This window comes from Flavobacterium araucananum (genome assembly GCF_002222055.1).
GTDB classification, from domain to species: domain Bacteria; phylum Bacteroidota; class Bacteroidia; order Flavobacteriales; family Flavobacteriaceae; genus Flavobacterium; species Flavobacterium araucananum.
Genome location: NZ_MUGS01000051.1, coordinates 16,800 through 40,910, shown reverse-complemented (window position 1 = coordinate 40,910; position 24,111 = coordinate 16,800). Strand labels below are relative to the sequence as shown.

Sequence of the window (24,111 nt, the reverse complement as noted above, 5' to 3'; positions counted from 1 at the left end):
AAACTACGTTCAATATCTTATAATGATACCACGATGAAAGTAAGAAATTTTTTAATAGCTATTGTTTCTATCGCTGGAGGTTTTTCTTCTTATGCGCAATCTAATTTGCTAAATGCGAAAACACCTGCTCAGATAGGACTTAAAACTCCTGCGCAACTTATCTCAGATAATGATAAGCCTTTAGCTTATGGTTATGTAGATGATAGAGATATATTGATGGGAAAAACTACGTGGGAGATCATTGATTTAAATGAAAAAATCAACTTTCCTTTATATTTTCCGGTAGATACGGCTAATATTGGTTCTGATAGACGTTCTCTTTATGACGTTTTGACGAAAGCTGTTAAAAACGGCAAAATAACTGAAGTGTATAGCGACAGTTATTTCAATACTAAAAAATCTTTGAAAGATATTCAAGGTGCATTATCTCGTATTGATACAACAGATGCAGGTAGAGAATTAATTAACCAATACCCGGATGACTACAAAACTCACGTTGTGAAGAAAAAAGTTGTTACAGGTAAAGGAAAAAAGAAAGTTGTTTCTTATGTAGAAGAAACTGTTGGTGCAACAAGAACAGTACCTGCAGAATATATCCTGAAACAAGACTTAACCGCAGCAGATGTTACACAATATAAAATAAAAGGATACTGGTATTTTGACAAACGCCAGAGTGAACTGAAATATCGTTTACTGGGAATTTGTCCTGTAACTCCGGATGTTTATACAATGAATAGTGACGAAAAGGATTATATTGAGTTATTCTGGGTTTTCTTCCCTAATTCAAGAGAAGCATTGCACGAAGCAAAAGCTTTTAATGACAGTAACTCAGCGCTTCCAATTTCTTTCGATCAGATCTTGAATTCAAGACGTTTTAATGCAGTAATCTACAAAGAAGAAAACTTGTACGGAGATCGTGAGATCAAAGATTACATGAAAGATAATGCACAAAATCAGTTGTTAGAATCTGAAAGAGTAAAAGAGAAGATTCGTAACTTCGAACAAGATATGTGGAACTACTAAGTACCTAAATTACATTATAATAAAAACTCTTACTACATTTGTAGTAAGAGTTTTTTTATTTTTATCTACTGCCTAAAAAATATTTGCCAATTTGAGCGATTGATGTAGCTTAGTTATTTATATTTCTATAAAATAAAACCAGGTTAATCTCCAGCTATATAGGATCCCACTGCCTAAAATCTTAATACCCGAACAATTATAAAGCAGATAGTTACAAATAATAATTAAGGTTGGTTAAGAAGTAAGTAGCTCAAAACAGTCTGATTATAACGTATTGATTTGACTTTAAGAGGAGTTATTTCTAATTCTCAAACCTCAATTTTATGTCTTAATTTAAAAACTTTATTTAAATGTAAGAAAAATAACAATAAAACAAATATTAATACGTTATGTTTGTTATTAAAATTATTTGTGATGAGAGGAAAAAGTTTTTTAATGGTGATTGTTTTTATGGCAGGAAGTTTTGCTTCGCATGCACAATCTAATTTACTTAATGCAAAAACAGCTGAGCAAATTGGGAAAAAGAGTCCTGCACAGTTAATTTCTGATAATGATAAGCCTTTGGCCTATGGTTATGTAGATGATCGGGATGTATTGATGGGTAAAACGACATGGGAAATCATTGATTTAAACGAAAAAATCAACTTCCCTTTATATTTTCCTGTTGATACGGCAAATATTGGTGCAGACAGACGCTCGCTTTACGACGTTTTGACCAGAGCGATTAGAAATGGTAAAATAACAGAAGTTTATAGCGACAGTTATTTTAATACCAAAAAATCTTTAAAAGATATTCAGGGTGCATTATCCAGGATCGATACAACAGATGCCGGTAGAGAATTGATTAATCAATATCCGGATGATTACAGGACACATGTTGTAAAGAAAAAAGTAGTGACAGGTAAAGGCAAAAAGAAAGTAGTTACGTATGTAGAGGAAACTGTTGGAGCAACACGAACGGTGCCGGCAGAATTTATACTAAAACAAGATTTGACCGCAGCAGATGTTACTGAATATAAAATAAAAGGATATTGGTATTTTGACAAACGCCAGAGTGAATTAAAGTATCGCTTGCTGGGGATTTGTCCTGTAACTCCGGATGTCTACACAATGAATAGTGACGAAAAGGATTATATTGAGTTGTTCTGGGTTTTCTTTCCTAATGCACGTATTGTATTAAACGAAGCAAAATCTTTTAATGATAAAAACTCAGCAGTTCCAATTTCATTTGATCAGATTTTAAATTCACGACATTTTAATGCTGTTATTTATAAAGAAGAAAATGTATACGGAGACCGCGAGATTAAGAGTTACATAAAAGACAATGCACAAGCTCAGTTGTTAGAATCTGAGCGGGTAAAAGAGAAGATTCGTAACTTCGAGGAAGATATGTGGAACTACTAAGTAGCTAAATTACATTATAACAAAAACTCTTATTACATTTGTAGTTGGAGTTTTTTTTTACTTATTACTTTTTTATCATGTTAGATTATTTAATTGTAGGATCTGGATTGGCTGGGATTTCGTTTGCTGAAGTTGCCCTTAAAAACAACAAAACTATTTTAGTTGTAGATAACCAATCTCAAAATTCATCCAGAGTAGCGGGAGGTCTCTATAATCCGGTTATTTTAAAACGGTTTAGCGAAGTCTGGAAAGCTCAGGAACAGTTAGTCCTAATGAATGATTTTTACAATTTAATTGAAGACAAGTTACAAACCCGGTTTAACTTTCAGTTGCCCATTTTAAGGAAGTTTTTTTCTATAGAAGAGCAAAATAATTGGTTTGCAGCATCTGATAAAAAAAACCTTGCTCCTTTTTTATCAACCAAATTAATCACAAAAAAATACAATAGCATTGACTCCCCTTATGATTACGGAGAAGTTTTATCTACAGGATATGTTGATACAGCTTTATTATTAGACCGCTATAAAGCGTATTTGAAAGAAAATAATTTAGTACTGGAGGAGTTTTTTGATAGCAGTTATGTTGAGTTTTTTGATTATGGAATTCAGTATAAAAATATTCAGGCACGACATATTATTTTTGCAGAAGGTTTTGGATTGCATAAAAATCCGTTTTTTAATTATTTACCATTAGATGGTACAAAAGGAGAATTGTTTGTCATAAAAGCGCCTGATCTGGACTTGGATGTTATTGTAAACACAAGTGTTTTTATTTTACCAATGGGCAATGATTTATTCAAAGTGGGTGCGACATACAATTGGCAGGACAAAACCGATTTGCCTACCGAGGAAGGAAAACAAGAATTGACAGATCGAATTAAAGAAATTATTACCTGTGAGTTTGAAATTGTGAAGCATTTTGGCGGAGTTCGTCCAACGGTCAAAGATCGAAGACCTTTGATAGGAACGCACCATGAACGTAAATCGCTTCATATCCTGAACGGATTAGGAACCCGAGGTGTAATGTTGGGACCTGCAATGGCAAAAGCGTTGTTCGATACGATTGAAAATGAAATTCCGTTAGATCGCGAAATTGACATTCAGCGATTTCATAAAAAGTATTTGAAGACCCTTACTTTTGACCGGCCTTAGGATCGTAAGAAACAAACATATTAATGTATAAATTTCTTGAAAGTCGCAGAACAAACGGAAATAATAAAATTAGTGCAACAACTATCGCTATAAACGACTGTTCGATTGTGGTTTTAAAAAAGACAAACGAAATAATAAAAGCTGCAATTCCTACAGCAACATTCAGACCGTAACTTACATACATTGCACCATAAAAAAAAGAAGGCTCAATTTGATATTTGAATCCACAATGGCCACAATGATCGTTCATTTTTAGAACTTTAGTCAAATGAAGCGGATTTCTGTCTGAATACATACTTTCTTTTTGACATTTTGGACAACTTCCTGTTAAAATACTATTTAGTTTCGATCCTTTTTTTAACATTTGCAAAAAATTAAAATTACCCATTGATTTGGGAGTGTAAATTTACACAATCAATTAGTTATAAAATAACAATACATGCTTAATATACATAATTTATCGGTTTCTTTTGGAGGTTCTTATTTATTCGAAGAGGTAACTTTTCGTTTAGGTGCAGGAGATCGGGTTGGACTTGTTGGGAAAAATGGTGCTGGTAAATCGACTATGCTTAAAATTCTTGCAGGAGATTTTAAACCAGATTCCGGACAAATTGCTACCGAAAAAGAAGTTCGTATGGGGTTCTTGCGTCAGGATATCGATTTTGAACAAGGAAGAACCGTTCTTGAAGAAGCTTATGAAGCTTTTACAGATATTAAAATTGTTGAGAAAAAATTAGAACAAATCAATCATCAGTTGGTTACCAGAACTGATTATGAAAGCGAAGAATACAGCCAGATCATCGAAGATTTATCTGATTACACACATCGTTTTGAACTTTTAGGAGGTTATAATTATGTGGGAGATACAGAGAAAATTCTTTTAGGATTGGGTTTCAAAAGAGAAGTTTTTGACAATCAGACTGAAACATTTTCAGGAGGTTGGAGAATGCGTATCGAGTTGGCTAAACTACTATTGCAGGCAAATGATATTTTGCTTCTGGATGAGCCTACCAATCACCTGGATATCGAGAGTATTATTTGGTTAGAAAATTTCCTGCGTAATTATCCCGGTGTTGTAGTTATTGTATCGCACGATAAAATGTTTCTGGATAATGTTACGAACCGTACCATTGAGATCTCGTTAGGTAAAGCATACGATTTTAATAAACCCTATTCTCAATATTTAGAATTGCGTCATGAAATTCGTGAAAAGCAATTGGCAACTCAGAAGAATCAGGCAAAGAAAATCGAAGAAACAGAAAAATTAATTGAGAAATTCCGTGCAAAAGCTTCAAAAGCTTCGATGGCGCAATCGTTGATTAAAAAATTAGATAAAGTAGAAAGAATTGAAGTTGATGAAGACGACAACTCAGTAATGAATATCTCATTTCCAGTTTCAAAAGAACCGGGAAGAGTAGTTGTAGAAGCTGATCATGTAACAAAATCATACGGCGATAAAACGATTCTGAAAGAGATTAATCTATTGGTAGAACGTGGAAGCAAAATTGCTTTTGTGGGACAAAATGGTCAGGGAAAATCGACTTTTATCAAGGCGATTGTTGACGAATTCGAATATGAAGGAACCATCAAATTGGGACATAATGTGCAATTAGGATATTTTGCCCAAAATCAGGCCGAATATCTTGATGGAGAAATCACGTTGCTTCAAACTATGGAAGATGCTGCAATGGACACCAATCGCTCTAAGGTTCGTGATATGTTGGGGTCGTTTTTATTTCGTGGCGATGATGTCGAGAAAAAAGTAAAAGTATTATCAGGGGGTGAACGTAACCGTTTGGCACTTTGCAAGTTGTTGTTGCAGCCTATCAACGTTTTGTTGATGGATGAGCCTACGAATCACTTGGATATTAAATCTAAAAACGTTTTGAAAGCGGCACTTCAAAAATTTGGGGGAACATTGTTATTGGTTTCTCACGATAGAGATTTCCTGCAAGGAATGTCGAATATTGTTTACGAATTCAAAGATCAAAAGATAAAAGAATATTTAGGAGATATTAACTATTTCCTGGAACAACGCAATCTTGAAAACATGCGTGAAGTCGAGAAAAAAGATGTTGCAAAAGCAGCTGCTCCCAAGGAAAGTAATAAAACATCTTACGAAGACCAGAAAAAAGGGAAAGCATTGCAAAATAAATTGAGCAAAGTCGAAAGTCAAATTAAACAATTAGAGCGAGACATTCAGCATGATGATAAATTGCTGGCTTCAAATTATGACAAACATATCGAAGATGCTTCATTTTTTATGGCTTACAACAAAAAGAAAAAAGATTTAGACCAATTGCTTCTGGACTGGGAAATCGTTCAGGAAGAGATTGATAATTTTAACGCTTAGTATAGTTTTCAGTCTCAGTCACAGTTTACAGATGCCTTTGTCAAAGTTTCGAACTTTGACAAAGGTTTTTTTAGTTTTTAGGAGCTATTTCCAGCTTTCCTCTTCAAATAAAATTCACTGAACTCCAATTAAAATAAAAATGTAGTGAAGTAATCTAGGCCAGAATGAAAGGTTTCAGATTTGTTTTGTTTCGCACTTAGGATTTTTCGCAACGTTTGTCATCCCGAGGAACGAGGGATCTCCACAAGAAACTCCTCAAGCAAAATTGCCAATCTTTGTAGAGCTACTCGCGGAGATCCCTCGTTCCTCGGGATGACAAGATTGGGTTTATGATTGCGAAGAATGGATTTTAATCCGTTGAACACACAGTAATCACAATACAGATATTGCTTTGTCCCTACCAACGATACAAAAAAAAAATTAGCGAAAACCAGTTAAGACCAGCGGTATCCGTGGGCAATCCATAGAACCCTAAATAAGTCCAATACTTTTAGAATGCATAATGGCTTCGCTACTATTTTTATAATAGCAAACTGAAACTTCTAAGTTTTCGAGATTTTTCATGATTTTTTTAGTCGCTTCTTTTTGGTGTTTGCCAGTTTGCCTGATGTAAACTGCTTTTACGGTAACAGGGAATATTTTGCAAATTCGCTCATACAAAACAGGATCGTGTTGCGAATCATCTCCTAATAAAACATATTTAAGGTTGGGATAAAATTCTAAAACATGTTTTATTTTATCGAATTTATGATCGTGATTACCCCGGCCGCTCATAAAAAAGTCAGTAATCCCTCTTTTAATATCTTTTAATAAAATTACGGCTCTTGGCAGATTATGTATTTTAGTAAACTTTACAATAAATCGGTACAGGTTCCATTCACTGCTTGAAACATAGAAAAAAGCATTTTCTTCTTCTTTATTATTTCTGCCTGCAGAGCTTAAAGCTTGATAATGCGGAACAACATCTGTAAATACTTTTCGATCATTTACATTTTTAAACAGGAGAATGTATATTTTTTTAAAGAAGTTCTGCGTGTGCGAAATCAAAAAAGTATCATCAATATCCGATATGATTCCCAGTTTTCCTTTATGAGGTCTAATATAGCTGCCTTTTTCAGTTAGGATTTCATTTTCATCCTTAATGCTGACTTCATATTCCATCCATCCAAAAGAAGTTTCTTTTTCGAGCGGTATACAAAATTTAAAATATCCATCATCCAGGGTTTTGGTATGAATTTCCTGAGTGCCGCATTTTAGATAAATATCAAAATTCTGCAGTGTTTTTATTCTAAACTGATTGATAATAGAAGTGGCGTTTTTAAAGTTTTTCTTCTGAAAATCATAATCATACGTTCTTTTAAAAACATGTCCCATTACAATTAATTCTTCTTCATTGGCATAACCTCGATATAATTGTAAAATTGGTTTCATTAATTGCGTATATTTATAGATGGACGATGTAAATTAATTATTTTAATTGACTTTAAAAATAAAATTTTGAAAAAGAATATCATATTTGTTGTAAACCCTATTTCCGGAGACCTTGATAAAACAGATTTAATTGAGGCTGTAGAGGAGTTTGCAACCACAAATAATTTTGATCTTGAAGTTTATGAAACTACAGGTAAAAGTGATCAAAAACAGCTGCAAGCCCTATACAATCAATATCAACCGGAACGCATTGTTGTTGCGGGCGGAGACGGAACCATAAAAATGGTTGCCGAAGCTATGGAAGAGTTTGATGTAATTATAGGTATTTTGCCTGCCGGATCAGCAAATGGTTTATCTGTCGATCTAAACTTGCCTGCTACGCTCGAGGAGAATCTAAAAATTGCTTTCCTGAATCATTATATCGAAATGGATATGATTTGTATTAACGGCAAAAAAAGCATTCATTTAAGTGATATCGGCGTGAATGCGAACTTAGTTAAGAATTATGAAGAAAGCAACTTACGTGGCTTCTGGGGCTATGCTTTGCAAGCTTATTCGGCATTAAAAGAATCTGAAGAGCCTTTTGTTGCAACTATTTCGGCAAACAATGAAACAATCGAACATTTGGCAAGAATGATTGTAATTGCAAATTCTCAAAAGTACGGGACAGGCGTTATTATCAATCCGCACGGTATGATGAATGATGGAAAATTTGAGCTCGTGATCCTGAAAAGCCTTGATTTGTTATTATTGGGCAAAATTATTACTGGTAATATGCCAATTGATTCTGATGATATTGTGATTATTTCGACAGATAAGGCTACTATAAAAACAGATTATCCGGTAAATTTTCAGATTGATGGAGAATATTGCGGGGCTCAAAGCGCTTTAGAAATTCATATTTTGCACAAACAAATGAAAATTGCAATTCCTTAGTTTTTTATTTTGACTATTTAATATTTTGCCCCTGTGAGGCTGTACATTTAGGACTTAATATTTCTATAAATAGTGCACTCCTACGGAGCTAATTTAAGAATTAGCCTTGAAAGGGCTTCGTTCCTGCCAATCTGTTTTTGGTTCAAGATAGTTGAATAGTTTTGCAATATTATGGTTGATCAAAGCATTGCTGTGTGTAATTAAACCATACATTTTTACTGGTTTTGCTCCAACTGAGCTTTTAATTTCGAGTGCCGTACGGGCAAAAACAATTTGAGAAAAACCCTGATTGATAGAGTAGGCAATCATGTCGTATAACATGTTTAAATACAACATTTTTTCTCGCTGAATTGTTTCATCATAACCCAAAAAATAGGTATCCATTATTTTTCCATTTTTGATAAGCGTGTTAAAACCTATAAGCTCTCCGTTTAAGAAATAACCATAAAAAAGAAAATCATCTTTCATAATTTCTTTAAAAAAGCTAAAATGGTTTCGGGCCAGGAAAAAAGTATTAAAGGGAGCATTTTTGGCGACATGAAAATATAAATCATAAATAACATCTTCGTACTGTTTGATATCAGACAGAGACATTTTTTGCTTAGCGATTCCGTCAGATTTTTTTCGGGCACGTTTATACTGATCGCGATATTTTTTTGATAAAGCATCGATATAATCCTGTTCTGTTGTCCAGTTTTCGCTGATTTCAAAAATCATATTGGGCTGGGTCGAAAACGTATAATTGCTTTTGAATTCAGCTTGCAGAGGTTCAATTTCTGTTGCTGTAAAATCTTTTATACTCGTAATGTGTACTTTTTTGCCACTTGCTTTCAAATCTTTTTTGAGCTGATTAATGGCTTTGTGAAGTGTTTTTATAGCCTTTGATTCTTTTGCATTTTTGTCTAAGGCAAAAGCATTTTGTCCGGTAAGCATATTATTACCCACAAATAATACGTGCGAAGCAAAGTTTTTAAGGGCAAAATTACGAACAGAAGTTTTTAAACACTGATCACGCTCACCAAAGGATTCGAGTTTCTCGGCAAATAAAAATTGCGTTAAAACGATTCCAACAAGTTTTTGTTCATCGAAAATTCCAATAAAATGACAAATCATGTTTATCGGACAGGAATTTTCAAGTACTTCCAGATATTCTCTGGTCAAAAATATATTGTCGACAGCAAGCGAATTCCATTCTAAAGGTAGTAATGATGCGCTTTTGTAGATTTCGAAAGAATAAGTTGTATTCAAAAGTGTGAGCTAATTTTTTCAAAATTAGGTAATATTTACATTAACTCGTCTGGTTTAAGTTATTATTAAACAAAACCCGCTTAAGTTTCGATTTTTAAACGGGTTTCTATTTTCTATGATTATGCGTAGGCACAAATAATTCCGCCCATTAAGGTAAGAGTCAAAATCCAATATCCGGCATTTATAAAAATATATTTCCAGGATTTTCTTTCGAATAAACCATTGATCGCCTGGATTGGGAAAGCAAAAAATAAACCCGAAATAAAACCATGAAGAGCGCCGTGTTTAAAGGTGCGATAAGCAGTTCCGTAATCGGCCATAAAAGCAGCGAAAGATGGTTTTGCACTTGCTATTAATGTCGGGCCGCCTACCATTCCTACAGCACCGGACTGATGAATTGTCAAGGCCGAAATGACGATTGTTATCATTACAGAAAAAAGATACGTTAAACCAAATATTTTAAGCATATTTCCGCTCTTAAGAGCCTCCGGGGTCAAACCGGCTTCTCTCATCCAGATCGTTCCAAAGACTTTTGGGTTGTACCAGATGAAACCCGTAACAAGAGTAATAATTGCCGAAGCAAAAAAAGGTAAGTAATGCATTTCCATGAGTTTAGGTTTTTAGGATTAGTTGTTCAAATTTAAGAAAAAAAGCACAACTTTATTCTTTCTTTAAACAGGCCCCTGTTGGAGAAAAATGAATCGTGCTTATGAGTAACTTTTGCAATCATCAAAAAGAGTTAATTGAATATATTTAGCTAATTGTTTTAAAAACCGAAATTTGGTGTGTTTTTTATCTCTAAAATTCACGGAATTGAAATAGAAAAAAAATAACATTTAATTTAGGTGCATATTTTTATCAATTTGCTTTTTTTTCATAACTTTAATTCTTCAATTTGCATTATAAACAAATTGACATAAAAAATAATATAACCTTTTAATAATAGAATTATGGTAGTACAGTATCAGGGTGAACAACACGGGAAAGCAACAACATTTACAATAAAAATAATAGGAAACAATTTGTCTAAAAGTAGTTCTAACTACCAAATTGATTTATTGATAGGTGATAAGCAATTACCAACTTTTACAACATCTATTCACCAAAGTTTGTCAAATTGCCTAAAAGAAATCTATCTTTTTAGAAAACATAACGGCATAACATTCAATGCTTCGTCAGAGAAAGTGGCGCCACTTTTAGTACCTTATGACCTGGTGTTATTTAATTATAATAAAGGAGCTTTGTTTCAGGCTTAGGTCAATTGCTTCGTTCAAACAAAAAAGACTGTTCTTGTAGGACAGTCTTTTTTGTTTTTTATAAATCAATAGCGAAAACGCAAATTAATAGTTAAGAAAATTAATATTGTTAATATTTACTCAGATTGAATATTTTTCTTACTTAATTCAGGTATTATAATGTCTTTTTTTTTAAAATAGATGTCATGTAAAAATTAACCAATTTAATCTTAGTTAAATATTTTTTTATTTGTAATTAATTGTTTGTCAGTCCATATAAAGTCCTATTTTTGTGCTTTTTTTAACATGGAAATAATTACATCTTAATGTCTAAAATCAAGGTTCTTTTTATACTCTTATTTTTTATATCGTTATCGTATTCTCAAACTAAACGTGCTACTGTCATGGTCAATGCCAGAGCTCAAAATGATAAAATTTTAATTCGCTGGGCTGTTAACTCTCCAAGCGAATGGCAAAAAGCAAATAAAAAAGGATTTATAGTTACCAGAACCACCATATTGCGGGACGGTACTGTTTTATCCAAGCCTGAAAAAATTATTCTTACTCCAAAACCACTTGTTGCAGAACCTTTGGACGCCTGGCTTGACCTGGTACAAAAAGATAATAATGCCGCTATTATAGCGCAATCTATTTATGGTGAAAGTTTTGAGGTAACTGCGGCGAAAGAAGGCGATTTGTCTAAAATTGTAAATATGGCAGATGAGCTGGATCAGCGTTATACCTTTGCTTTGTATGCTGCTGATATGAGTTTTAGCGGAGCTGTAAAAGCAGGTTGGGGATATGTAGATACTAATGTAAAGAAAAATGAAGTTTATGCCTATCAGGTAAGTGTTTTTGAAAGTCCGAAGGTTAAAGAATCCTCTTATATGATAGGTTTGAAAGACTATACCGTTCTGCCGGCTCCAACAGATTTTAGTGCCATTCCTGATGATAAAAAAGTGCTGCTTTCCTGGGATTATGAAACCTTCAAAAGAATTTATACTTCCTACATGGTAGAGAAATCTTCAGACGGCATCAACTATAGTCCAATAGCAACAACACCTCTAGTAAATTTAAACGATAAAGACGAACATCCGTCCAAAACGATGTATTACATTGATACGCTTAGTGTAAACGATAAAGTCTATCAATACAGATTGTATGGTATAACTTCATTTGGAGAAAAAGGAGAAGTAACAAAGCCCATTACTGCAACAGGAGTACCTGCTATCGTTACTGCGGCAAGACTTACAGATTATAATATTGTAAACTCAAACGAAGTTAATCTGGAGTGGGAATATCCTGCAGCATCAGAAGGTTTTATTCAGGGATATGAGATAAATTTAGCAGATAATGACAAAGGTCCTTACAAAGTTGTTTCTAAAATTATTCCTCCATCCCAAAGAAAACTCAATTACAAAGAAAATCTATATCCGTCCAATTACTTTACCATCTCAGTAGTAGGCAAAAACAATCAGCGATTGACTTCTCAGAGTATGTTGGTTCAGCCTGTAGATTCTATACCTCCGGCAAAACCAGTAGGGCTCGAAGGTGTAATTGATAGTCTTGGAGTAGTACGCTTAAAATGGAAACCCAATCAGGAAAAAGATTTAAGAGGATACAGGATTTTGAAGGCAAATAATGCAGATGAAGAATTTGTCGATATTTACCACCAATCCTACGTAGGAAATGATTACAAGGATAGTGTAAGTCTGAAAATGACCAATAGCAAGGTTTATTATAGACTTGCTGCCGAAGATATGCGTTTTAATATCTCAGATCTATCTGATATATTGGTTTTAGACAAACCCGATAAAATCCCGCCAGCAGCACCTATTTTCAAAGATTATGATAATAAAGATGGCAAAGTACATCTCAAATGGATCCGAAGTTACAGTGAAGATGTAGTGGGCTATAGCTTAAGAAGAAGAGAAAAAGGACAGGAAAAATGGCTGGAGATTAAACAAATAAATGACACTATCCAGGAGTTTACAGATGACAGGGTAGAGAATAGAAAAACGTATCAGTATGCTATTCTGGCAAAGGACAAAAGCAACTGGTCGTCGTTGGATCATTCTGTGATTACAGTAAATGTATTAAATTTTACTCCCGTAAAAATAATTACATTCTTGCAAGGGATACCGGATAGAGAAAATAAAAAAATAGTACTCAGCTGGGATTACATAAAGAATAAGAATAAAGTTATAGGATTAAGTATTTACAAAAATGTAAAAGGGACGCCGCCAACTTTATGGAAAGAATTAAACGGTACTGTTTTTACTTTAGAAGATAAAAATTTAAAAATTAATCAGGAATACGAATATCATTTGATTCCTAATTTAGAAAGCGATAGTCCTGCAAAGACAGAAACCTTAACAGTTATATATTAAGCCTATGAAGAATTTTTACTTATTGATTATTTTATTGGTTTCAGGATTTGGTTTTGCACAGCAACAGAAATATATAATTAAGATTTCGAATCTTAACTATTCGATTAATGCCGGAGTAAAAAACAGAACAAGTTCTAATATTAGGATAACGGTTCGTTATAAAGACGGATCAAGCTCTGATGCTTATACCAGAGATATTCGTAATAATGGCGATAAAGAAGCGAATCTTGATATAGCTGCTTTTAATAGGAACTCTAAACCGGTTTCTATAGAATGTTATGCTTTTGTGAATTTCAGGACCGGAACAGATGCAAATAGTACAGTATCAAAAAGCGTAGACTCATTTTGTCCTTCCGGCAGTTTTAGCGGGAGCTACTCTCCAAGAATGTCAAACATAACATTTACTTATAAAATTGACCCTGTATTTTCTGTTAATCGCTCCGATGTAGTAGATGATATTTTACCAACCCATAGAAAAGAGACAATTATAGCTACTCCGGGTTATGATGCTTACTATTACAGATGGCAGTATACTTTACTGCCCAATGGTACTTCGACTGTCTGGACAGATTTGCCTCAATACAATAATGCACCCAGTATTACAGTCGATGCGGTAGATATTTTAAAAGATAAAACATATTTAAATATTGGTAAAAATATTTATTTTAGAATAAAACCTTGTACTGAAACTGCCGGACTTAGTACTCCGGTAAGCTATTCTATACGATTATCTGCACCACAAATCCTAACATCTGCATCCATTCAGCCCACTTGTAGCGATAGTCAGGACGGATCCATAAAACTTAGCTTTAGCAGGATTTTATTAAATGGGGAACAATTAAGATATACTTTACTGGATGTGGGTACCGGTACTCCCAGTGATTATAATGGAGATTTATTAATTGATGCGAATAAAAATTTTACGATTACCGGTTTACGTGCAGGTACTTATACGCTGCAATTATTAGGGTTCAAAGATGGATTGAATACTTCTGTAACGCCGGCAGATCTATATGCCCTTACAACCTTTACAATAGCATCGCCCCCTATATTAGATTTTACATTAAGTGCTACAGATGTACAATGTAATGGCGGACAAGACGGAACTATAACTATAGCACCAACCGGAGGAACGCGCACAGCAACAGGCAATGATTCTTATTCGCTGGACGACGGATTAACCTGGATTCCTTTCCCTAATAACAATTCGCATACTATCAAGAACTTACCACCTGGTACCTACAAGATTAAAGTAAGGGATATGAAAGGCTGTATTGCCAAAATACAAACCCTGGTTGATGGAAAGATAAAACTTGGTGCTGATAAAGTTTTAGAAAAAACGATATCACAGCCATTGTTTCCTTTGGCTCTAAGTTATACCTTAAAAAATGAGCCAACTTTTTATGGAGCAGCCAACGGAAAAATCGTAGCTGCAATAACTGGCGGAACTATTAATGATGATAGATCTTATACTTACGAATGGAAGAATAGTAGTGGAGTTGTTTTGCCGGCAACAGGTCAGTATAACACGACTGATAATACCTATAATATTACATTAGAAAATGTTCCTCAAGGAGAATACAAACTAACTGTAACAGACAAAAATTATAATAATACTGCAACAAATGCAAATAAGGCAGGTTGTTCTGTTATTGAATCATCTCAAACATTAACACAACCGCAGAAAATAGTAATTACACTAGAAGAAACGAAGGCAATTTCTTGTAATACAGAAAATCACGATCCTATTACCGGAAATGCAAATAAATTGTCAGATGCAGTTTTAAAAGCGACAGTAATTGGAGGTGTTAAGTATACAGGAACAGCAAATAATGGATTGCCCTATAAGTTTATTTGGTCAAAATACAATACGGTAACCAGTTCATGGGAGGTATTGACAGATTATAAAACAGATACTGCCACCGGTCTTGCAAAAGGGAACTATTCGCTAAATATTGTAGATGCTAACGGAATCGTTCAGGGAACTTATAATGCTACAGATCTCGTAACGGCAATTCCTGCAACAAAAGAAATAGCAGAACCCATAAAATTAGAATTATCATTTACTTCCGGAAATGTTTCTTGTCATGAAGGCAATAATGGTTGGGCTACTGCAACCGTTACAGGAGGAGCCGGCGATTATAAATACGTCTGGTTTAATACAGGCAGCGGAATCGTTGATGCAAATAAAATATCTCAATTAATTTTGGGTACTTACATTGTTACAGTTTCTGATAAAAATGGATGTTCTGTAACGGGCAGCATTAAAATAACAGAACCACAAGCGCCTGTAGTAATTTCATACAAAGAAATTTTTACACCTACTTTTTCTGGTGCGACAAACGGACGTATTGTAGCAGAGATTACGGGAGGGACAGCATTTGACGGAATAGAAAATAATGGAAAATTGTATAACTACGAATGGAAGAACTCAAAAGGAGCAGTGCAGACTGCAACTGCTGTACTTGAAAATGGAATTTATACGATTACTCTTAATGGCGTTCCTGCCGATGATTATTTTTTAACGATTAAGGATAAAAACTATAACGAAGCTACAAGTCAAACAATTAATTGTTCGGTTTTAGAGTCAAAAATCACATTAGATGAACCTGATCCTTTGAAAGTTGTTTTCGAAATCGTTCGTTCTATTTCTTGTAATACAGGTAATGAATTTGGCAACGCTACAGATACAACGCCACAAGATGGTCAGCGTGACGAATCGCAGGATGGTATTTTGGTCGCGCATGTTTTTGGCGGAACTCCGCTGGCATCCGCTGTAAATAACGGATTGCCATATTATTTTTATTGGAAAAAACAGCAACAAGATGGGTCTTGGGTAGCTTTGCCTACTATTACAAACGAAACAGCTTCGAATCTTTCTCATGGAAATTATGCTCTAAATATAAAGGACAGAAACGGCATCATGTTAGGAACTTATGTCAATAATGTGCTAACACAAGAAATCGATGTTACCCAAATGATGCAGGAACCGCCAAAATTATCCGTAACGATAAATCATGGGGATGTTTTTTGTAATGGCGGAAATGATGGTTGGGCAACAGCAGTTCCAGCCGGAGGGACGCCTCCTTATACCTATGTATGGTCGAATGAAGTAAAAATTGACGAAAATACAGTTCTAAAGGCAGGTACTTATGTTGTATATGTTACAGATTTTAAAGAATGTACAACACAGGCAAGTGTTACTATTTTAGAACCTAAAACGCCACTTGCCATAAAATATACTGAAGTTCTTAATCCGAGTTTTTATAAAGCTACCAACGGAAAAATTGTAGTAGAAGTTACCGGTGGAACGATATTTCCGGACAATACCTATTGGTTTGAATGGAAAAACAGTAAAGGAATCGTACAAACTACAACCACAACCAATTTTAATGATGGCGTTTATACAATTACTTTAAACGGGGTTCCCGAGGAATTGTATAGCCTGACGGTTCGTGATGTTAATTATAATGCGGCAAAAAATAAAACAAGTTGTACAGTAGCAAATTCTGTTACTGCCCTGGATGATCCGGATCCGCTTGAAGTTACTTTTGAGGTAGTTCGTACTATTTCTTGTAATGTGAGTAATGAATTTGGAAATGAGACCGATGTTAATCCTCTGGACAATCAAAGAGATGAATCGCATGACGGAATTTTAGTGGCGCATGTCAAAGGAGGAATTCAGTTAAAAGCAGATAAAAATAATGGCTTACCTTATTTTTATACCTGGAAAAAACAAAAAGGGAATACCTGGATTACATTAAACGATCATGATGAAACAGCAGAATACCTGTCTGACGGAAATTATGCGTTGAATATTGAAGATGCCAACGGAATAAAACTGGGTACGTATGTTAATAATATTTTGGTCGAAGAAAAAGATGTAACGTACTATATGCCGGAACCGGCAAAATTGCAGTTATCGTTTACCAAATTTGATGTAGGTTGTACAACAGGAGACGATGGTTGGGCAATGGCACATGTTTCCGGTGGAACTCCGCCTTACACTTATGAGTGGACCAATGGCGAAACAACGGCCGAAATAAAAAATATTACAACAAACAATTACTTTGTTATAGCTACTGATGCAAAAGGATGTGTTATTCAGGGAAGTATTTTTGTTGGTGATCCTAACGGAATTTTTACTACAGAAACAGTCAAAAATCCTACTTGTTACAACGGCAATGATGCCTCGATCGTACTGAATGTTACAGGCGGAAACTTACCTTATAGTTATGTGTGGAATACAGGTGCGACTACCAAAGATTTAAACAATCTTACAGCAGGCAATTATGAAGTTGCGATTACCTGCCCGGATTGTTGTGTGTATAAAAAGAGATTTGTCTTAAAAGATCCGGAACCGGTTATTGTAAATGTGGGTCCTGACAGAACGTTATGCAAGGATCAAAATTTAGACCTGGATGCTACAATTGCAGATCCAAAAGCGAAATACTCCTGGACTTCTACCAACGGATTTAGCTCTAGTGAAGCCAAAATAAATGTATCGAAAGCAGGAACTTATAGTATAAAAGTAACTTCAGGGTTAGGATGTATTGGCACAGATGAAATTGTAATAAAAACAAGCCAGACAGCTATTAGTTCAGAGTTTTTGTTAAGCTCACAAGCGTATTTAGACGAAGAGGTGATTTTGATTAATACCAGCAGTCCTTTTGGAGAAAGCACCAATTGGGTAATTCCTAAAGGAGTAAAAGTGGTAGAACAAAAAGAAAAATATATCACTTTAAAATTTGATGCTACAGGAGTTTATTCAATAGGGTTGCAACAAACACAAGGAGAATGTTATGCTACCTACAGTAAAAATATAACGGTAGAACAACGTAGCACATTGCCTAGCGCAGGAGGTACAACATCGCAATTTATTGTTGATTTTATCGTAACGCCAAATCCGAGCAATGGTAATTTTAAGGCACATATAACCTTAGAAAACGATAGTGATGTAAACTTAAGACTGTTCTCGACAACCGGACAAAATACAATGATTCAGAAAAAAGAATCAGGCAAGAAGAAGTACGAAATAGATTTTGAGACTTCGTTAGAATCCGGAATGTATGTTTTAGTATTAGAAACAGGACAACAAACATTGGTTAAAAAAATTATCATCTATTAAGAAAATGAAGAACTTTTTCAAAAATATACTATTATTCATTTTGTTCTCTCTTCTGGGGTTGGGAGGATTTGGTTCAAAGGTTTATGCTCAGCTTTATCCTGTGCAGGTAACACCTGTTTTTAATAGCCCGTATAGTATCAAAATATCAGACTATGCCACAAGCATGGATACTAAGATGCAGTTGCTTATTAACCCTACAGATATTGCTATAGCACAAAGACAGGTACGCCTTAAATTGTACATACAGGGTAACGGTCTTAATGTACAAAGCAGCGATTTTATACAAGGGCAACGACCAATTTTTATCAATGGTGGAGAATTGCAAACCCTGACCAATACAGATATTGCCGCACTTTTCAGGTTAGAGAACCTACAAGGGATTTCGCCCGCACAATATGCCAATGGATTGCCGGAAGGAATGTACAATTTTTGTTTTGAGTTGTATGATTTTGTAACCAACCAGAAGATTTCGCAAAAAAGTTGTGCCAGTTTATATCTGATCTTAAATGATCCACCGTTATTAAACACGCCGCAAAAAAACGAACAAATTGCTTCGACAGATTTTCCTAATATTTTATTTACCTGGACACCACGCCAGATAAATGCCACCAACATCTCGTACAAGTTCGAGTTAAAACAGCTTATCGATCCTACATTAGATCCGCAATTTGCGTTCCAGATGTCTCCGTTATTATACGAAGAAACACTTTTTGGAACCGCTTTGTTGTATAATTTAAGCATGCCAATCTTAACTCCGGGTATGCGTTATGCATGGCGGGTTAGAGCGATTTCGACAACAGGACTTTCAGAGAATGCCGTATTTAAAAATGATGGATATAGTGAGATATATTCCTTTAAATATACCGCTTCATGTGCTGCTCCAACCTTTTTATTAAGTGAAGCGCAGGGACCTAAAAGCGAAAAAATTACCTGGGAAGGCATTCCGGAACATACCCGTTATCAGGTACAGTACAAAAAACAAGACGTTCGCAATGCACAATGGTTTTCTTCGAATAGTTTAAACACACAAAGTTTACTGACTAATTTAGAACCAGGCGTTACCTATCAATTTAGAGTAGGATCCAGTTGCGATCCCGAGACAGATGGTGTTCAGTCGTTTACCTATTCCGGAATCAGCACTTTTACAACGCCTACACAAACCAATGGTGTTCCGGCATACAATTGTGGTATAATCCCGCAAATTAATATTCAGAATCAAAAGATACTGGATAACTTAATACAAAGCGAAACCTTTAAAGCAGGGGATTTTCCGGTAACAGTTTTAGAGTTAGAAGAAAAACATAGCCCATATTCAGGACATGGTTATATCATCGTGCCTTACCTGGCCGATACTAAAATTGCTGTTCAATTCAAAAATATTTTAATCAATACCGATTATCAATTGATTAGCGGTGTTGTAGAAACTAGTTACAATCCGGATTGGAAAAATGTTACTGATGTAGAAGATTTTACCGGCGAAGGACAGGGCGGACAAATCGAAGAAACTGTTCCGTTTATAATAAAAGACATCGTGATCAATGCCAATGGCGATATTGTTGTCAATGGTGTAGATGGACAACAAGTAACGATCCCGGGAGGAAAAGATACCGTTATTACAGATAGTGGTGGCGTAGATGATAAGGGCAATAAGATCCCGCCTAAAGTATATAACGTAGACAGTAACGGAAACGGGAGTAATGAAGGGACCGCATTTGCCAAAGGAGGAAAACCAACTCCGGAAAATACGGATGGTGTAGACAAAAGCGGACAGGCTACAGCATTTACCGCAAAAGGAATTACGATTGCTTTTAGTGGTAACGGCAGTAAATATGCTTTTGATGTTATACCGGACAAAGCACCTGCTGCTTTACAAAAGCTTTACAAAAAAGTAGGCGATGTTGCCCTGCCTTACAAAGCCGTTCTAAACGGTTACTCAGATACGGTAATAGCTACAGTAAACCTTACAGATGCCAATATAAAACTGGATAGTATCGTTTTTAAAACCCAAAACGGTGCAAATATCGAGTTTACAAGAGCCGATAAAGTATTTGTACTTACGGTAAAAGGAACACTGAGTTATGCCGAAGAACAAATATTGGCGACCATAAAACAAGGAGTTAAGTGGAAAGTTATTGGAGCTTTTATGTTGGTGCATATTTCTCCAAAAGAGGTAAATGTTGCCTTGGTACCTACAGACGATGTTTCGCAAAAGAAGCTTGATCAGGTCATTGCCAGTACACAATCTATTTATAATAAAGTAGGGGTTAAAGTCAACTTCAAGAAAGAGGGGATATTAAGTATAGACAGTGTCGTTTCTGGAAGTACAATTAAGACAGAGAAAAATACCCTGACTTCTACGTATAGCACGGAGCAACAAAGTATAAATTCATTGTATACCGGTACAGACAATAGTTATGTACTATTTGTAACAGATAAAGTTTCAAGTACAGGACAACAAGGATATATGCGCCTAAACGGACAGTTTGGGTATGTGTTTAAATCGGGATTAGAAAAAACTCCTGCACACGAATTAGGTCACGGAATCTTCAAACTCGAACATCCTTTTGAGACTTACAAAACTTCTGAATCAAGTACTGATTTATTAATGGATTACAGTACAGGAACGGTATTGAATCATCAGGATTGGAAACAAATTAATGATCCCGCATTTAAATTGTATGCTTTTCAGAGTCAGGCAAGTGGGGAGTTTGCAAATTATGTGATAACTCCGGATTATAGAATTGTTAATATTACGGAATCTACTGTTTTAATTTTTGATAAAACTAATATTGCAATTCCTTCTGGAACATGTCCAGGATTTGCAACTTATGATTATGACAAGCAACTAAAGCTGTTTAAAAATATTAAATATTATTATTGGAATAATGAAGAAAAAGTATACAAAACCAATGATAAAAAAGATAAAGTTTTAAGTCCTACTACAGTTACTCCAAAAGCAGAATCCTTAGTTAGATTATTTTACAATTATGTCGATTGTCCAGCTGGAATTCTAGATCTTAAATTTAGTGAAATTGCTAGTGAGTATCAAACAGCTAATGGATTACTTTCTATTATTAAGAAGAATCAAATTAATGCTAACGTTTTAAATTGTGTAGATTTTAATTCTAATTCAACAGATGATCCTAAAGAAAAAGGATGGGCTATATCTGGTTCAAAGGCACCTTTAAATTGTAATGCCGATAACATTGTAGAATTATTGAAATTCGAATTAAGCGATATAAATAGCATTACTCCAAGTTTTACATCAAAAGAAACTAATAAAATATTAGAAGAAAATTATAAAGATTGTCTTTTTGAAAACATAAACATTCAGCAAAGAATTGTTATTCTTAATAATTTAATTAATAAAGCAAAAGACGATGCCGATTGGGAGTTTAGTAAAACTGCTCTTTCTTTAGGGGATACTTTCTTTTTGGATAATTTGATTCTTACAACTCCGGAAAAAGACAGATTGAAACTGTTGAAGGATGGTTTTATGAAGAATAATTCTGAATGGATAAGAAATATATTTGATAAAAGTAAAGGAGGAGCACTTACTAATAACGATGCTACAATGACAGAAATTGTACCATTGTTTAGGGGGCTTTCTGCTTGGGTTTCTAAATATTACAAAGATCTTGGAGTTACACCTACTATTGCTACTACTCTAGATATTGGTCCTGATGGATTTAGTAGTTTTGAATATCCTGTTGCGAGTATTAATCCTGTTTATTTAGGAACTGTCGATGATGGTAGTGGATCTTTTGATTTTATAGATATTAAAGATAATACAAAGTACAAACCTCAAATTTTAGGAAATAGTTTTGTAAAGATTTATGACAGTAATTTAATAAGTTTTCAGCATACACTGCTTAAAAAAGTAGATGGAGTTTATATAAGTCTCCCTGGTGAAGAACCAAAAGATTTTACTGAAAGGTATGAGCTAAATGTAAAACCATTTGAGCCTGTAATTATGATAGCCTCTCGAAATTACCTTAATTTAGGAATAGAGAAAGGAGTTGAATATATTGTACCAGCATTTATGGCAGCAGCCTATCAACAAGCTATCATAGACGATGATACAAATCAAAGCATACGTTCATTAGGTAATGGAGTTGCGATGGGGTCAGCAGTAATTACAGCATCATTTACAGGTGGTACTTCTTATTTAGCATATCTAACTTATGCTGGAGGTGTAGTTGCCGCTGGAGATGAATTAATTAAAAATGATAGACTGAAACTGAATCAAGATCCTGCATTTAAAGAAAAGTATGAATCATATTATAATTCTTGGGAGTTTTTCTATAATTCAGTAATGATTGCAGATGGTGTTGCCAACGTTTATAGTTTAGCTAGCAACTTGAAAAAAGTAAATTTTGTACGAAGTACAAAAGCGTTTTACTCAAAAATGAAATCTTTTGATTTTAATGGTGGGTTGATGAATGTTTGGAAAGGATTAAAAGGAGTAATAAATACAACCACTCTCGGCATAATTGCAGAAGCAAAAGGTAATATTCCAGAATTTTATCAAGCAATTTTAAAGGTAGGATATAAAACGGAAATTGTAGGAGATATTGTTAAAGTGTATACGAAAAGCGGAACAGATGTTTTAGCTGAAATATCTCAGAATAGTATTAGTTTTAAATATAATGGTTGGGGAAAAGATATTATCACAAATTCTGATAAAACTACTACCTGTATTGCGAAGTTTGATGATTTATTAGATGGACCCGGATCTAAATGGATAAAATATGATTTGCCAGAAGGAGCATTTGGTCGAGGAAAAGTAAATAAAGGAGGAATTAATATCTTAGATGTTGATGATGTTACTTATTCAAAATTAGAAATTGAAGCGTCTGATATATTAAAAACTAAAGGAATTGCTAGCCCAACTAAATCCCAAATTATTACGGAAGCTAATGAAATTTTTTGGAATAGATATAATTTACCATTTTTAGAAGAGGCTTTTTCTAGAGGAGACGATATAAGATTACTTACAGAACCACAGACTTTGTTCAGTGCAAGTGGTTTTTACCAACGAGAAATAGAAGTAATTACAATAGGTTGGAAAAAACCTGACGGAACATTTATTGAACCTTTAAAGAACAAATACAATTATAAATTTAATGATGTAACAAAATCTTATGAAAAAATTAAATAGCATTAATTGGGTAGTTTTTAAAGATGATAAGGTTTATCTGGAAGATGTTCCTCTTACAATTGGAATTAATATAATTGATTGGTTGTGTGAATTTACTTCTTTAAAATATTCTATTGAAGAAGCTGATTACAATCAAGAAAGAAAATATATAACATTTTCGGAATATTTAAATATCGTAATTTCTTCTTTTAATAATTTAGTTACTGATATTTCCGTTTATCCCTATCAATATAAAACGAGTCCTTACTATAAAGGAGATATATTTATTTACTCTAAAAAAATAGAAGTTCCTTTTTTTTCGAACGATTTAGAAAAATATTTTCCAGATATAAAGGTTAAAAGACCACCAAGTAATGTAATTGATAGGTTTTTGCCACGAGAATCTTTAGATTTTCCAATTAGTGAAACACTGAAAATAGAAATATCTATGGGAAGAGAGCCTTCATATATTGGAAGTATAGGTTTAAAATATAGATAATTAATTATTAGAAAAAAATTGCTTTTGGAAAGTGCTAGTCGTTAACTTTTTTTGGATCATACAAATGTTTCTTTTGGAATAGTAAAATTTATATGAAATTAGTTTCCAATCTGCGAAGTATCTTACTCACGCTTACGAGAGCATCTTTATGATAAAAGAAAAACACTATTAAT

14 protein-coding genes are annotated in these 24,111 nt (G+C 34.3%); 10 read left to right on the top strand and 4 right to left on the bottom strand.

The window, feature by feature from the left end; genetic code table 11:
- Window positions 1–33 precede the first annotated feature (33 nt).
- From porN (B0A64_RS19360) to B0A64_RS19350, 3 genes are all read left to right on the top strand, one after another.
- The gene (porN, locus tag B0A64_RS19360) at window positions 34–1,023 is read left to right on the top strand and encodes a type IX secretion system ring subunit PorN/GldN (RefSeq protein ID WP_089481138.1); all 990 of its coding nucleotides are present in this window, start codon (window positions 34–36) and stop codon (window positions 1,021–1,023) included.
- 414 nt (window positions 1,024–1,437) lie between these two features.
- Complete coding sequence (gene porN, locus B0A64_RS19355) at window positions 1,438–2,427, top strand: type IX secretion system ring subunit PorN/GldN (protein ID WP_089481137.1); 990 nt, start codon at window positions 1,438–1,440, stop codon at window positions 2,425–2,427.
- 77 nt (window positions 2,428–2,504) lie between these two features.
- Window positions 2,505–3,578, top strand: coding sequence for an NAD(P)/FAD-dependent oxidoreductase (locus tag B0A64_RS19350; protein ID WP_089481136.1), 1,074 nt, complete (start codon window positions 2,505–2,507; stop codon window positions 3,576–3,578).
- On the opposite strand, the gene B0A64_RS19345 is transcribed toward B0A64_RS19350, so the two are convergent.
- Complete coding sequence (locus tag B0A64_RS19345) at window positions 3,559–3,942, bottom strand: DUF983 domain-containing protein (RefSeq protein ID WP_089481242.1); 384 nt, start codon at window positions 3,940–3,942, stop codon at window positions 3,559–3,561. The genes B0A64_RS19350 and B0A64_RS19345 overlap by 20 nt on opposite strands.
- 75 nt (window positions 3,943–4,017) lie before the next feature.
- Here B0A64_RS19345 and B0A64_RS19340 point away from each other — a divergent pair, with 75 nt between their 5' ends.
- Complete coding sequence (locus tag B0A64_RS19340) at window positions 4,018–5,931, top strand: ABC-F family ATP-binding cassette domain-containing protein (protein ID WP_089481135.1); 1,914 nt, start codon at window positions 4,018–4,020, stop codon at window positions 5,929–5,931.
- A 471-nt stretch (window positions 5,932–6,402) separates the two neighbouring features.
- On the opposite strand, the gene B0A64_RS19335 is transcribed toward B0A64_RS19340, so the two are convergent.
- Entirely contained in the window at window positions 6,403–7,362 is a 960-nt protein-coding gene (locus B0A64_RS19335; RefSeq protein ID WP_089481134.1) for an App1 family protein, read from the bottom strand.
- A gap of 66 nt (window positions 7,363–7,428) precedes the next feature.
- Between B0A64_RS19335 and B0A64_RS19330 the strand changes: the two genes are divergently transcribed.
- The gene (locus B0A64_RS19330; protein WP_089481133.1) at window positions 7,429–8,298 is read left to right on the top strand and encodes a diacylglycerol/lipid kinase family protein; all 870 of its coding nucleotides are present in this window, start codon (window positions 7,429–7,431) and stop codon (window positions 8,296–8,298) included.
- Window positions 8,299–8,391: 93 nt separating this feature from the next.
- Here the strand turns inward: B0A64_RS19330 and B0A64_RS19325 are convergent, their stop codons facing one another.
- Both B0A64_RS19325 and B0A64_RS19320 read right to left on the bottom strand, forming a co-directional pair.
- Window positions 8,392–9,546, bottom strand: a complete 1,155-nt coding sequence (locus B0A64_RS19325; RefSeq protein WP_089481132.1) for a peptidogalycan biosysnthesis protein — start codon at window positions 9,544–9,546, stop codon at window positions 8,392–8,394.
- A gap of 119 nt (window positions 9,547–9,665) precedes the next feature.
- On the bottom strand, window positions 9,666–10,154 hold the full coding sequence (locus tag B0A64_RS19320; protein ID WP_089481131.1) for a DUF1761 domain-containing protein: 489 nt from the start codon (window positions 10,152–10,154) through the stop codon (window positions 9,666–9,668).
- A gap of 342 nt (window positions 10,155–10,496) precedes the next feature.
- Here B0A64_RS19320 and B0A64_RS19315 point away from each other — a divergent pair, with 342 nt between their 5' ends.
- From B0A64_RS19315 to B0A64_RS19295, 5 genes are all read left to right on the top strand, one after another.
- Window positions 10,497–10,802, top strand: a complete 306-nt coding sequence (locus B0A64_RS19315) for a hypothetical protein (RefSeq protein WP_089481130.1) — start codon at window positions 10,497–10,499, stop codon at window positions 10,800–10,802.
- A 305-nt stretch (window positions 10,803–11,107) separates the two neighbouring features.
- The gene (locus tag B0A64_RS19310) at window positions 11,108–13,171 is read left to right on the top strand and encodes a fibronectin type III domain-containing protein (RefSeq protein WP_089481129.1); all 2,064 of its coding nucleotides are present in this window, start codon (window positions 11,108–11,110) and stop codon (window positions 13,169–13,171) included.
- Window positions 13,172–13,175: 4 nt separating this feature from the next.
- Window positions 13,176–18,299, top strand: coding sequence for a T9SS type A sorting domain-containing protein (locus B0A64_RS19305; protein ID WP_089481128.1), 5,124 nt, complete (start codon window positions 13,176–13,178; stop codon window positions 18,297–18,299).
- Window positions 18,300–18,303: 4 nt separating this feature from the next.
- Complete coding sequence (locus tag B0A64_RS19300; protein ID WP_123875937.1) at window positions 18,304–23,460, top strand: fibronectin type III domain-containing protein; 5,157 nt, start codon at window positions 18,304–18,306, stop codon at window positions 23,458–23,460.
- On the top strand, window positions 23,444–23,938 hold the full coding sequence (locus B0A64_RS19295; protein WP_089481126.1) for a hypothetical protein: 495 nt from the start codon (window positions 23,444–23,446) through the stop codon (window positions 23,936–23,938). The genes B0A64_RS19300 and B0A64_RS19295 overlap by 17 nt, the downstream gene beginning before the upstream one ends.
- Window positions 23,939–24,111 lie beyond the last annotated feature (173 nt).